This window comes from Methylomonas paludis, from assembly GCF_018734325.1.
Taxonomy (GTDB): Bacteria; Pseudomonadota; Gammaproteobacteria; order Methylococcales; family Methylomonadaceae; genus Methylomonas; species Methylomonas paludis.
On record NZ_CP073754.1, the window covers coordinates 1,451,182 to 1,464,372 of the forward strand.

At 51.7% G+C, this 13,191-nt stretch carries 12 protein-coding genes; 3 read left to right on the plus strand and 9 right to left on the minus strand.

From position 1 onward, the window contains the following. Nucleotides 1-4: 4 nt before the first annotated feature. A complete protein-coding gene (locus KEF85_RS06635) occupies nucleotides 5-442 on the plus strand; it encodes a growth inhibitor PemK (RefSeq protein ID WP_215584302.1) in 438 nt (145 codons plus the stop codon). A gap of 161 nt (nucleotides 443-603) precedes the next feature. On the opposite strand, the gene KEF85_RS06640 is transcribed toward KEF85_RS06635, so the two are convergent. Next, entirely contained in the window at nucleotides 604-1,038 is a 435-nt protein-coding gene (locus tag KEF85_RS06640) for a DUF6694 family lipoprotein (protein ID WP_215584304.1), read from the minus strand. Nucleotides 1,039-1,156: 118 nt separating this feature from the next. Between KEF85_RS06640 and KEF85_RS06645 the strand changes: the two genes are divergently transcribed. Together KEF85_RS06645 and KEF85_RS06650 are read left to right on the plus strand one after the other, a co-directional pair. After that, complete coding sequence (locus KEF85_RS06645) at nucleotides 1,157-2,899, plus strand: GTPase domain-containing protein (protein ID WP_215584306.1); 1,743 nt, start codon at nucleotides 1,157-1,159, stop codon at nucleotides 2,897-2,899. Continuing rightward, on the plus strand, nucleotides 2,880-4,466 hold the full coding sequence (locus KEF85_RS06650; protein WP_215584308.1) for a GTPase: 1,587 nt from the start codon (nucleotides 2,880-2,882) through the stop codon (nucleotides 4,464-4,466). The genes KEF85_RS06645 and KEF85_RS06650 overlap by 20 nt, the downstream gene beginning before the upstream one ends. Before the next feature lie 91 nt (nucleotides 4,467-4,557). On the opposite strand, the gene KEF85_RS06655 is transcribed toward KEF85_RS06650, so the two are convergent. The 8 genes from KEF85_RS06655 to KEF85_RS06690 all read right to left on the minus strand — a co-directional run bounded on the left by KEF85_RS06655 (nucleotide 4,558) and on the right by KEF85_RS06690 (nucleotide 13,137). After that, nucleotides 4,558-5,205, minus strand: a complete 648-nt coding sequence (locus KEF85_RS06655; protein WP_215584310.1) for a hypothetical protein — start codon at nucleotides 5,203-5,205, stop codon at nucleotides 4,558-4,560. 181 nt (nucleotides 5,206-5,386) lie between these two features. Continuing rightward, a complete protein-coding gene (locus KEF85_RS06660; RefSeq protein WP_215584312.1) occupies nucleotides 5,387-6,136 on the minus strand; it encodes a helix-turn-helix domain-containing protein in 750 nt (249 codons plus the stop codon). A 2-nt stretch (nucleotides 6,137-6,138) separates the two neighbouring features. After that, nucleotides 6,139-7,158: a class 1 fructose-bisphosphatase gene (locus KEF85_RS06665; protein WP_215584314.1), complete on the minus strand. Its 1,020-nt coding sequence runs from the start codon at nucleotides 7,156-7,158 to the stop codon at nucleotides 6,139-6,141. 437 nt (nucleotides 7,159-7,595) lie between these two features. Next, a complete protein-coding gene (gene thiE / locus KEF85_RS06670) occupies nucleotides 7,596-8,213 on the minus strand; it encodes a thiamine phosphate synthase (protein WP_215584315.1) in 618 nt (205 codons plus the stop codon). Further along, entirely contained in the window at nucleotides 8,210-8,995 is a 786-nt protein-coding gene (gene thiD, locus KEF85_RS06675) for a bifunctional hydroxymethylpyrimidine kinase/phosphomethylpyrimidine kinase (RefSeq protein WP_215584317.1), read from the minus strand. Before thiD ends, thiE begins: the two co-directional genes overlap by 4 nt. Then, the gene (locus KEF85_RS06680) at nucleotides 8,992-10,956 is read right to left on the minus strand and encodes a BRCT domain-containing protein (protein ID WP_215584319.1); all 1,965 of its coding nucleotides are present in this window, start codon (nucleotides 10,954-10,956) and stop codon (nucleotides 8,992-8,994) included. Before KEF85_RS06680 ends, thiD begins: the two co-directional genes overlap by 4 nt. A gap of 226 nt (nucleotides 10,957-11,182) precedes the next feature. Beyond that, a complete protein-coding gene (locus tag KEF85_RS06685; RefSeq protein ID WP_215584321.1) occupies nucleotides 11,183-11,659 on the minus strand; it encodes a transcriptional repressor in 477 nt (158 codons plus the stop codon). A gap of 68 nt (nucleotides 11,660-11,727) precedes the next feature. Further along, entirely contained in the window at nucleotides 11,728-13,137 is a 1,410-nt protein-coding gene (locus KEF85_RS06690; protein WP_215584323.1) for an amino acid permease, read from the minus strand. Nucleotides 13,138-13,191: the final 54 nt, after the last annotated feature.

Sequence of the window (13,191 nt, forward strand, 5' to 3'; positions counted from 1 at the left end):
TGTTTTGGCGCTTCCTAAACCTGTTCCTGCTATGGTGATTCGCTATTCTTATTTGTGGCATTCGGAATATCTGCGCGGCAAAGAAGAAGGCTTAAAAGACAGGCCATGCGCTGTGATTCTGGTGACTTACGATGATGATGGTGAAGAAATTGTCACCGTACTCCCTATAACCCATACCCAGCCATCAAATCCGGATTTAGCGGTAGAAATTCCATACCAAACCAAGCAGCGTTTAGGCTTAGATAGCGATCTTTGTTGGATCATATTGACGGAAGTCAATCGCTTTAGGTGGCCTGGCCCTGATTTGCGTATCGCAAATTCAGCAGACAATGCCACTGTTAGCTATGGATTATTACCAAGTAATTTGTTCAATGAAGTTAAACGCAAGCTACATATTGTTGTTAATGCTCGTTTGACCAATATCATAAAAAGAACTGAATAGTCCACAATCAAAAGATAATGAATAATAAAGTTATTTTTAATCTGTTCCCCGTTTATTTTTGCATCGTTAAAACTGCGGAAGTTTGGCCTAGCTTGTTGGTAAGCTAGGCCAATCGGTGGGGTTGGGGTTTTGTCTTGCCCGGCATTAAGGCGCGAGGCATATTACATGGAGTTCAGCTTGTAAGTGACGCTATGCGGGTTGTTTTTGTCGCGGTCGTCCGGTTTCTTTTTCCGGTTCTGATCAATCCGTTCCTGGGTAAACTCGGCTATCATTTGATCCCAGTTGTTGAATTGCTCGTATTCTTTGCTGCCGGCGGCTTTGTGTTTTAGAAACAGTTCTTTGCCGATTTCTATCAGTTGCTCTGGGGTTTTGCCGTCGATGGCTTCCAAAAATTCCTTGTTATTTCTGATTTCGTCGCGCAAACTCCAGAAAGAAATCTCATATTCTATACGTTGATCAAGCGGCAACCGTTCCTTGATCGAGTTCATGGATCTGTTCACGGTTTTGAGTGAACTGCCATTGATTTGATGGCTTTTATTGCAGCCCATCAGTAAGGCGCAAACGGTAAATACTAGAACTGCTGTTGTTCTTTTCATGGTGCAATCCCCTGGTTGACAAGATGAACTATCCCGAATTTTATATTTATAATGCGTTTAATTCGGGTAACTTAACAAACTAAATTACTCGGTAATTATAAACCTAAGCACATTTATCATGCTGGAATTTATCCAACTACTCAAACAGCGTTACCAGGCTGTCCTCCTGCAACTGGATAAAAAAAATCCGCTTTTTCTCGACTATCAGCAGTGTGTAGAGCAACTGCTTTACGCCGAGGCCTTTATTCGTAAAGGCCAGTTGATCAGCGCTTACCCTAAACTGCCGTTGCAGATCGCGGTGATAGGCCCTACCCAGGTTGGCAAAAGTTCTGTGGTTAATCTGTTGTTAAACAATGACCTGGCTGGTGTCAGTCCGCTGGCTGGTTACACTGTGCATCCGCACGGCTATTATCAGGGTTTAAGCGCTGCTGACCAGCAAGCCATCCAGCACTATTTTACCGGGTTTACGGCAATAAGCGAATCCAGTCTGAGCGCGGCGCATTATGACCGTTTTTCGCTGACGGCCAATCCGGCCGGCTCTAAATTGCTGCCTCAGGGTCTGTGCTGGGATACCCCGGATTTTGATTCTATTGATGCGGCGGATTACCGGGAAGGGGTGATCAGAACCATAGCTCTGGCCGATGTGATAGTGGTGGTGGTCAGCAAGGAAAAATACGCCGATCAATCGGTTTGGGAGGTGTTGCAAACCATTGCCGGCTTTCAGCAGCCGACCCTGATTTGTTTAAACAAATTAAGTCCGGGCAGCGAAGCTGAAGTGATTAAATCTCTGGAACAGAAATGGCGCCAGCATCGCAATGAAGCGCTGCCGGAAATTATCCCCATGCTGTTTCACAAGCCGGGTGGCACGCCGGTTTGGCCGGCGGCTTCGGCCAAAGCTTTACTTAAACTGGCCGGCAAGGTGGCGCACGCCAAACAGCCGCGTTACCAGCAGCAATGGTTGCAGCAGTACTGGCAGCAATGGTTGCAACCGGTGTATGCTGAACATCAGGCCCAGCAGCGCTGGCAGCAGTTGGTTGACAGTGCGATCAAACAGGCCGGGCTGGATTATCGGCGAGATTATCTGGATCATCCGCATCATTACGAAACCTTTCAGAAAGCTGTGCTCAGTATGCTTAATCTGCTGGAGATACCGGGTATTGCCAAGGCCGTCAGTCAGGCCCGCCGCACTATCACCTGGCCGCTGCGTCAATTGATGAGTTTGGGTAAGGACTCGGGCAAACCACCGCTTAGTCAGGAACAGACGGTGCTGCGCCAGATCGGCGGTCATGTGATGATACATCTGGCGGATAAATTGCTGGAAATCCATGAAACTACGCAGGCGCCTTCGGCCTGGTGGCAGGAAACCACGGTCCTGCTGCGGCAGCATAAGCAGACCATACTGGGCCAGTATGATGCCCTGGTATTTGATTATCAGCAGCATTTTGAGCAGGATGTGGAAGCCGCCGCCACTCGTTTATACCACAAGCTACAGGAACAGCCGTTGGTGTTGAACAGCCTGCGCGCTACCCGTATTTCTACCGATGTGCTGGTGATGCTGCTGGCTATTCAGGCCGGCGGCATTGGTGTACACGATCTGTTGTTAACACCGATGATGCTGTCCATTACTTCTTATTTGGCGGAAAGTGCCATTGGTAGCTATATGGACAGGGTGGCTGCGGATTTAAAACGCCATCAGTTTAATACCGTGCATAACGGTCTGTTTGACAGTCATTTAAAACAGGCGCTATACCGTTTGCCGCAGCTGAGCCTGAGCAATAACAGCTTTAATATCCCCGAATCTCTGTGCCGTCAGGCCGAAAAATCGCTTAACGAGAAGAAACATGGTTTACGATTACTTTGAATTGCTGGCCCAGGCGCGCAGTTGGGCCGCCCAAACCGTAGCCGAAGGGCGTTTGACCCAGCAACAAGCCCAAGTCTTGCAGGATATCGACAGTCGCAGTCCTGATAGTTTATTTGGCAGCGAAACCCCAGCAACGCTGGTCCGACCATTGATTGTGGCCTTTATGGGCGGTACCGGGGTGGGCAAAAGCTCTTTATTAAATCGGCTGGCCGGGCAGGCCATTGCCAGAGCCGGGGTGGAGCGGCCTACCTCCAGGGAAGTAACTCTGTATCATCATCAAGCCCTGGCTTTACAGCATTTACCGCTCGGCCTGCCGCTGGACAGCATCAAAATCTGTACCCACAATCAGGCCGATCAAGCCAATATTGTCTGGATCGATATGCCGGATTTTGACAGTATAGAGCTGGATAATCAGCATCAGGTATTGGAATGGCTGCCGCATATCGATGTGTTGATTTATGTGGTTAGCCCTGAGCGTTATCGGGACAACAAGGCCTGGCAATTATTGCTGGCCGAAGGCGCCAAACATGCATGGCTGTTTGTGATGAATCAATGGGATAGGGGCCTGCCGGTTCAGTTTGACGATTTTATCCGCCAGTTGCATACAGCGGGTTTTAAACAGCCGCTGGTGTTTCGCACCAGTTGCCTGGAACTCGAAGCCGATGATTTTGCCGATATGCAGCAGCAATTGCTGCAGTTGTCCGGGCAGCATAGTGTCAGCGAATTAAGCCAGCGTAGTCAGCGCCAGCGGTTTTTGCAACTGCAACAGGGTTTGCAACAAATTGCCGCCGCGCTGGCCGGGCGGGATTTCACCCGGCTGCACAATAGCTATCAGGAACTTTGGCAGAACTATACCGGCAGTCTGGAACAAGGCTTGCTTTGGCCGATGCAGCAAATCGCCGCTTATTGGGCTGAGCGTCCTGGCCAAAAGCCGGATATCAAGCTCTGGGACGACTGGGCGCAAAGCCGGTTTGCCGATGTGCTGGATGGTTTGGTACTGCAGGCCGCGCAGCATGATATCCCGGTTAAGCCCTTAAAAGCCGGTTTGCAGCAGCTTAAAAATCAGGCTGAGCAAAAAATCAGTCAGTCCACCGAGTTGGTCGTGCGCACGGCTTTAATTAATCCCGGTAACAGAGTGCAGCGTTTTTTTCTGCGCCTGACCGCCATCTGCGAAACCCTGCTGCCGCTGCTGGCGATGGCGGCTGTGGCGTATGAAGTTTATTTTGGTTTTTATCAGGGGCTGAACAATCAAGCTTATCTGGGCGTGGATTTTGCCGTGCACAGTGTGTTATTAATCGGTTTAAGCTGGTTGATACCTTATTTTCTGCATAAAAAAATCCAGCCTTCATTACAAAAAACCGCGCTTAAGGGTTTGAAAAAAGGTTTGCAACAGGCGCTTACGGCGCTGGATGCTGATATCAGGGATTTACTGGCCGGCGAACAGGCTCGGCAGTTGGAATTGCAACAGCAAATCGGGCAATTTATTAGCGCCAGCAATCTGCAAACCGGGCAAAAGCCGGTGAGCAGCGGTTTGCTGGAGAGGGTGTTGTTGAGTGAGGCGGATTAAGTTGTATGGCCATTGTAAGTCAGTTCTAGAGTAATATGCAGCATCCTATAAGGCTATACGGTACTCGCCTATGTTTGGCGGCGAAATAATCCTAGCTGACTGTTTTTCGTTGACTTAAGGCTAGAAAACCCAGTATCCCGGCGCTAAACAGCCAGATATTGTCCAGTTCCGGTACGGCTGATGAGACTGTCAAGGTTGACATATTCAGACCAAATACGTCGGTGCCGCCTGAGGGGGTTATTAAATCGAAACCGACATAGGCGTTATTTGACAAGTCGATGCCGGCGATAAAGCTGCTGACGTCAAAAGAACCGTTTGGTCCGCCAAAATCAGCGGGCAGTGTCCAAGAGCCAAGGAATGTGCCGGCATTGGCGTCGCTCATGGATATGGCTGGATCGTTGCCGGTAAAGCCGTATACATCAACTACTGGCCCCCATAATGGATAGGCGACTGGATAAATTGATAAATAGGCTTTGCCGAATACGTCTGGAATGGTGGCGGTGGGGAATTCCACGACAGCCTGGATATAGCCGCTGGTTAATAGATACTGTCTGACAGGATCTGGATTGCAACCGTTACAGATATACAGGGAGCCGGCATCATTTGAGTTAATAGTGATGCCGGTTCCAAAACCGTTAGCTTGAATAGTGACGCTCGCCAATAAGGGCATGGAATAAAAAGATGTGGCAATAACAATTACAGCTTTGATGCAAGCATTTAGTGGCTGCATGGGTTTCATATGACCTCCTTGAGTTTAAAATTCACTTTGTTTTGTTATGCCAGTTTAACAGCTCACGTAGGGCGTTTTCGCGAAAGCAAAACGCCAGATACCTTTTAAAGCTTAGTTGGATGCCGGGCGGCCCCACCAGTTTTAACGCGATTGATGCGCCTCCTGGCCTCGGCAGCATCCTATAAGTCCTTTAATCCTGCTCCACCAGCATTTTTTTCAAGGCTGCCAGGTTGGTGATGGTGATAAAGCGGTTTTGCACCAGAATTACGCCGTCATCCTGAAATTTTTTCAGCAGCCGACTGATGGTTTCCAGGGCCAGGCCCAGGTGGTTGCCGATTTCCTGGCGGGTGAGGGAAAGTTTGAATTCGGAGGCGGAAAAGCCGCGGCGTTTCAGGCGCTCGGACAGGCTGATCAGGAAGTAGGCCAGCCGTTCTTCAGCCGGGCGTTTGCTGAGGATGAGCTGATTTTTGTCTTCACTCATTTTTTCGCCGGTATGGCGGAACAGTTCTCTGGTCAGGCTGGGGACGTTGACAAACAGCTCTTCCATATTGTCGGCAGGCAGCAGACAAAAGCTGGTGGTTTCCAGCGCAATGGCGGCGCAACTGTGTTTTTCGTCGGATAAGCCGTCAAAGCCCAGCAATTCGCCGGGCAGCAGGATATTGAGGATATGTTCGTTGCCGTGCTGGTCGTTGGCCACCAGTTTGGCGCTGCCGGATTTGATGGCCAGGATGCCTTTGAAATTATCACCTTCGTGATAAATAAACTCGCCGCGTTGTAACACCCGCTTGGCTCGCACCACTTCACTAATATCGTTGATCTCGGTTTTGGACAAGCCGCGCGGCAGACAGATATTGTCCAGCGCGCAATTGTTGCAGCTAACCTGATTATTTTTGGTTAAAGGCTGCTTGACCAGATAGATGGAAGCGGGGTTGCGTAACATAGTTAGGTATTGGCCTGATCGTATTGGCTGTAATAGTCGGTAATCCGCTCCACCTCGGTTTTGGAACCCAGGATCAGCGGTACCCGCTGATGGATGGTTTGGGGTTTGATGTCCAGTATCGCTTCCCGGCCTGTGGTGCAGACCCCGCCGGCTTGTTCAATGATAAAGGCCATTGGATTGGCTTCGTACATTAAGCGCAGTTTGCCGGGTTTACTTGGGTCGCGCAAGTCGGCTGGATATAGAAAAATCCCGCCCCTGGTCAAAATCCGATACACATCCGCCACCAGCGAAGCCACCCAGCGCATATTAAAATTTTTGCTGCGTACTCCATCCACGCCGGTCACACATTCGTCGATATATTGTTGTACCGGCGGTTCCCAGAAGCGTTGATTGGACATATTGATGGCAAATTCATCGGTTTCTTCCGGAATTCGCATATTGCGGTGGGTTAAAATAAATTCGCCCACATCCTGATCCAGGGTAAAGCCGTTCACGCCTTTGCCGGTGGTGATCACCAGCATGGTAGATGGCCCGTACAGTACAAAACCGGCACAAACCTGCTCATTACCTTTGCGTAAAAAATCTTCGGTTTCCGGGTCCATGCCTTCGCGGCAGCGCAGGATGGAAAAAATGGTACCCACGGTCAGATTGATATCGATATTGGATGAGCCGTCCAGCGGATCAAACAGCACCAGATATTTGCCTTTGGGGTATTGGGTAGGTACTTTGATCGGGTCATCGGTTTCTTCGGAAGCCATGCCGCCGACCTGGCCGCTCCAGTTCAGCGCTCTGACCATGATGTCATGAGTGATGATGTCGAGCTTTTTTTGGACTTCGCCCTGCACGTTTTCGGTGCCGGCGCTGCCCAGCACGCCGATTAGCGCGCCACGGTTAACCCGGTTGGAAATCTGCTTGCAGGCGGTAACGATGTTGTTGAGCAATAAGGTAAAGGTTCCAGAGGCATCGGGCAGGCCGCGCTGCTGTTCGATGATAAACTGGGTAAGAGTAACTTGATCGGACATGCTTATATATCTCCGTTTTAGGCTTTAATGTCTATTCGTTATTTTGAAAGTTGTAGGAATAGAAAGCAGCCTTTATTTATAAAACTTTAGCGGGTGTCAGGGGTTAATGGTACTTGCTTAATAAGTCAATTCTGGTAATTCTTCACAGCAACCCCAATCCTGATAGCCTTAATCCTCGATTCCGCGTTGCTGCATCGAGGCTACGCTGGCAGATGAATGATGCTTTTAGTGCATCGTACCACTGCATATTCAGGTGGGTGTCGTTGGCTATTTCAGTTGGGAGCGCCGAAAAATCAGGTATTTACGGCATCAGTGCTCATCACTCCGGATGCGAGTCGGGGTTAGTCCTGCCGATTTGAAAATTCATGGCGCTATTGTATCAAGATAAGCAGGGATAATGTAAATCCAGACCTTAGGATTTGCCGGGTGCAGCCGGTTTACGACTTAAACAGGCTGAGATAAGCTTGGGCTGCGGTCTCCGGCTCTGCATCAAACAAACCGCCGATCACCGCCAGCAGATCGGCACCGGCAGCCAGTAATTGGCCGCCATTGTCGGGTAAAATCCCGCCGATGGCGACAATGGGGATGTGCAGATTGGCTTTGGCCTGGCGTAAGGTCTCCAGTTGTGCAGGTGCCGCCAAGGGTTTGGTGCCGGAAGTAAAAAACCGGCCAAAGGCCACATAATCCGCGCCGCCGGTTTGCATGTGCACGGCTTTGGCCGGATCGTTATAGCAGGATGTACCAATAATGGCCTGGCTACCCAGGCGCAGCCGGGCCTGTTGGATATCGCCATCGTCTTTACCCAGATGCACGCCATCTGCGCCTATGACCAGCGCCAGTTCCACATTGTCATTAATCAGCAAAGGTACCTGATATTGCCGGCATAGCTGTAATAAGCGGCTGCTCAGATCAACCGCATCAAGCGGGTTTTTATCCCGGTATTGCAATACCCCGGCACCGCCGCGCAAAGCGGCTTCCACTTCTGCCAATACTGTTGGAATGGATTTGCCCTCCGGCTGGGTAATGGCATACAAACCTTGGGCGGGAAACTTCATGCTGCCACCCAAAACAAGCGATTGGGATTAAGCTGGCCGCTGCCGGTGCGATAAGCCACTTCCAGCGCCTGCCAGGTGAAATCCTGGGCTTCGTGGATGGCCGCTTCGGCATCCAGGCCCAGCGCCAGCAAGGCGGCTACTGCGCTGGCCAGGGTGCAGCCGGAACCATGATAATGGCCGGGCAGGCGATCCCAGTGATAGGTCTGCGTCGTGCCGTCGGCATTGTATAAATGATTTTGCACCTGGGCGGAGTCTTCATGAGCGCCGGTAATCAGCACATGTTTCGCGCCCTGCGTCAGCAAGGCGGCGCCGCATTCGGCCAGACTTTGCCGGCCGCTGAGGCGGCGGGCTTCCAGGCTGTTGGGGGTCAGTACTGTGGTCAGCGGGGTCAGTTGCTGGGCGATAATATCGGTTAAATGCTCATCAGCCAGTGCCTTGCCGCCGCCTGCGGCCAGTATTGGATCCAGCACTACCGGAATGTGTGGATATTGCTGCAAAATCTGCACAATCGCCAACGCGGTGTCGGCGTGACCGATCAGGCCGATCTTGATCACCGCCACCGGCAAATCGGCTAATACGGTTTGCGCCTGGTGGATAATGTTTTCCGCTGCTTGGGGAATAATTTGTTTGACGTTATGGCTATCCTGTTCGGTGAGCGCGGTAATCACGCTGCAGCTATGGCAGTGATGGCTGCGGATGGTTTCTATATCGGCTTGTACCCCGGCGCCGCCGCATGGATCGTGTCCGGAAAAGCTCAGCACTATCGGTAAGTAAATACTCATAAGTTGGTGGTATCTCCGGCCAGTAATTGTAAAAATTCCGCTTCGCTGATCACTCGTACGCCTTTTTCGGCAGCGGCTTTGAGTTTATTGGCGCCCACGTCCTCACCGGCAATCAGAAAATGGGTTTTGGCCGATACCGAGCTGCCTACTTTGGCCCCGCAGACCTTGGCCTGCCGGCTTAATTCATCGCGGGAGCCGGAATGCAGGGTGCCGGTAAACACCAGGCTTTTGCCGGCCAGCGGATGATCGGCATCGGTATTGCGGTTTTGACTGCTTTGCAGGGTAAAACCCAGCGCCATCAGGGTGTCGAATAAGGGTTTGATGGTGGCAAAGCCTTCTGTAATCACGGCGGCAGTTTTCTCGGCAAAGCCTTCGATGGCAATAATTTCGGCTTCGCTGAGCTTAAAAATCTCGGTCAGGCGGTAATGGGCCAGCAAGCGCTCGCAATTGCCCAGCCCCATGCGAAATACGCCAAAGGCTGCCAGGAAGCGCCAGTCCTCTATGGCTTCGCTGCGGCTGCGCAGTAATTGGTCGACCAGATTCTGGGCCTGTTTGGGGCCAAAACCCATGACTTCAAATTCGGCGGCTGTCAGTTGGTAAATCTGGGCCACGTTGCGGATATTGTGTTCATAGAGCCTTTTAATGCTGGCCGCGCCAAAGCCGTCATTGTTTTTCAGCACCCGGAAAAAATGCTCCATGCTGTTGCTGATCTGGGCCGGGCAATGCAGATTGTTAGGGCAGATCAGATAATCATTATCCCAGATCAGCTCATGCTCACAACTGGGACAATGCTCGGGAATATCCGGAGCCGGGGCAGGGCGCAGTACCTCCTCGATTTTGGGGATGACTTCGCCGGAACGGGCCAGGCGTATCAATGCCCCCGCGCCTATGCCTTTTTCTTTGACCATGCCGTAATGATGGGCGGTGGCGCGGGACAATAAGGCACCGCTGAGGCGGATGGGTTCCAGTTCGGCAACGGGGGTGATGCGTCCTGAACGCGAAGTTTGCGGGGTGACCGCCAGTACCAGCACTTCGGCGGTTTCCTGGTTTTTTTTGAAAGCCAGCTGCCAGCGGTGATGATGGCGGGTGGCACCTAAATATTGCTTGAGGTCTGGATCGGTAATTTCCAGCACCACGCCGTCGATATCGTAATCCACCTTTTGCCAGGTGGTGGTGACGATCTGCTCAAAATTCGCCAGTAGGGTGTTACTGTCGCCTTGCCAACTGGGCAGCAGTGCAAACGGGTAAAACACCGCCGCCTGATCTAGAATGGCTTGCTCGGCGTGGCTGTCCAAATCCTTTTCTTTGATGACGCTGGCCTGAAAATTACGCGGATTATCAAAAAACTCGGCCAGATGCTGGTCAAAATAATGGCGGCTGACCACAATTTCACCGGGACCCAGGCCGCGCAGACCCTGATCGGCAACCTGCAAACCACGGGCAAATACCCGGCTGATATCCGTGCCTTTACGTCCGTCACCACGGGTATACAGGGTTAGGCCATCGTCATAGGCGGCATAACCGTCCAGTTTGGGGGTGGCTTTAAACACCAGTTCGGCGGGGTTTTTGGCTAAATCCAGGGCGGCTTTTTCGATGCGTTCTACCCAACGCTCCACTTCTGCCAAGCTATAAGCCTTATCGGTAGAGAGCATGGTGACCGGTAAATCCACGGTTTTGCAGGTAAACGCCGGTTCCGGCTCCACAGTATGCAAAAACGAATGTTCGGGATGGCGGCGCTGCAATTCGGCCAGATAAATAAAATCATAATCATCATCACTTAACACCGGTTCACCGCCCCGGTACAAAGCATTGGCTATCTGCAGAATATTCAGTAATTCCGCATCGCTAAGGCTGGTTAACGATGGCGGTTGAGCAAGCAACTCAGCAAAACGCGCTTCAGTCAGATCAGCAAAACTGATACCGGCTTGCAGGAGTAATTGATGTTGGGAATCGGTGAGCATGGATATATAGCAGATGCAGAAGATGGGCGTGGATTATAGTGGCAGAACCGAACCAGCCCAAGTAGAAAAAAGGCGGGGAAGGGAGAATGATCTTACCCGCCGAAGGCATCTACTATCTTTCAAGAGGATTATGTCAGGTAGGAAAGCGGCTGACATGGGGCATATTTTAATCAGCTCTGAATGACGAATATTGACGCATATCAATTTTTGGCGTTTTAACCCGGCCTTAGTTGAAAGTCTGACATTTTTCGCATAAACCGTGAATTTCGATGGTTTTGCGTTGCGCGGTAAAACGTGCGGTGCTTAATTCTGCAGCCAGGGCTTGTATTACCTGGGTAGCGGGTCGCTCTTCAATATCATGACAAACTGAACATATCAGCAGCAATTGATCGTGCTGGGTGCCGGAACGGTGGCAACCCACAAAGGCATTTAAACTTTCCACCCGGTGAATTAATCCCTGTTCCAGCAAAAAATCCAGCGCTCTATACACGGTGGCGGGTTTGGCGGCATCGTTAACCGGCTTGATCTGATCCAGTAAATCATAAGCCTTAACGGCTTTATGGCTGGTTAAAATCAGTTCCAGCACCTTATGGCGTATCGGGGTCAGTTGTACGCCGCGTTGCCGGCATAAATGCTCGGCAGCGCTAATGGCATTATGTATGCACTGATTATGATCGTGTTCGGTTGGGCTGGTTTGATTCATTAAAAAACGCAAAGACAAGGAAATGTAAGCCAATTATATACCGGTATCCCAAGCGGACAGCTATCAAACTAAACATTGCTGCCGGGGCGGCCTAAACCGCGTTTGCTGTTATAGCCGGCATACACCAGCAAGCCCAGCAAATTCCACAAGCCGAAATAGGCTTGGGTTTGTTGCGGCAGGCTATAAAATAGATACAGGCAGCCGCAAATGGCAAACGGCCCGGTAAACCAGGCCCAGGGTGTTTTGAATTTGAGTATGGTTTGGGGTTGGCGGCGGCGCATCACCAACATGCACACTGCCACCGCCATAAAGGCAATCAGGGTACCGGCGTTGGCCAGCGCGGCAATATCGGCCAGTGGAAACACGCCGGCCACGGCGCTAACCAGAATCGCTGTTAACATTGTGCTGCGTTGCGGGGTGCCGTAACCGGATATTTTGGCCAGTGGTGCCGGCAATAGCCCATCGCGGGCCATGGCAAAAAAGATGCGGCTTTGGCCGTAGAAAAAAGCCAGTATTACGGTAGGCAAGGCAATGACTGCTGCTGCGCCCATAAACTGGGCGGTGCCGGCCTGTCCCAGGCTGCGGAGAATCAGCGCCAAAGGCTCCGGGCTGTCGGCAAAGGCGGTGTAGGGGATTGCACCCAGCGCCGCTACCGCCACGATGATATAAATCAGGATACACACCAGCATGGAACCGACGATGCCGATGGCTAGATCCCGATTGGGATTATGGCTTTCCTCAGCGGCGCTGGCGATGGTATCGAAGCCATAAAAAGCAAAAAAGATAATCGCTGCCGCTGCCATTACCCCGTGTTCACTGCCGTCAGCCGCCAGTGATTTGCTGAAGCCAAACGGCATGAACGGCGTTAAATTGCCCGGATCAAAATAGCCGAACGCCGCCACACTGAATACCAGTAATGCCGATAATTTAATCAGCACCAGCACAGCATTAACAGCGGCGCTTTCCCTGGTACCCAAACATAATAAACCGGCCACCAGCCAAATGATGCTCACTGCCGGCAGATTGATGATGCCGCCCAGATCGGGGCCTTGCATCAGTTGCAGCGGCACCCCGGCATAATGCTGTAATAAAGGGGCGGCATAACCCGACCAGCCTACTGCCACGGCGCTGACCACCAAGGCATATTCCAGAATCATGCTCCAGCCCACCAGCCAGGCGCAGAGCTCACCCAGTACGGCATAACTGTAACTGTAAGCGCCGCCGGCAGCCGGGATCATGGTCGCCATTTCCGCATAGGCCAGCGCCGCTGCAGCGCACACCAATCCGGCCAGCACGAAACTCAAAATCACTGCCGGCCCGGCCTTGGCAGCCCCCACGCCGATTAAGGTCAATATTCCGGTGCCGACAATAGCCCCCACTCCCAGCGCCAGCAAATGCCACCAGCTTAGTGTGGCCTTTAAACGCTGCTCGGCAGCTGGGCGGCAAATCGGCTTGCGGCTGCGCCAGTGGTTGAACATTTGGGGCTCCGGGTGGATGGTGTGCTTAATCGACAAACAGGGTTAGTAATGAAT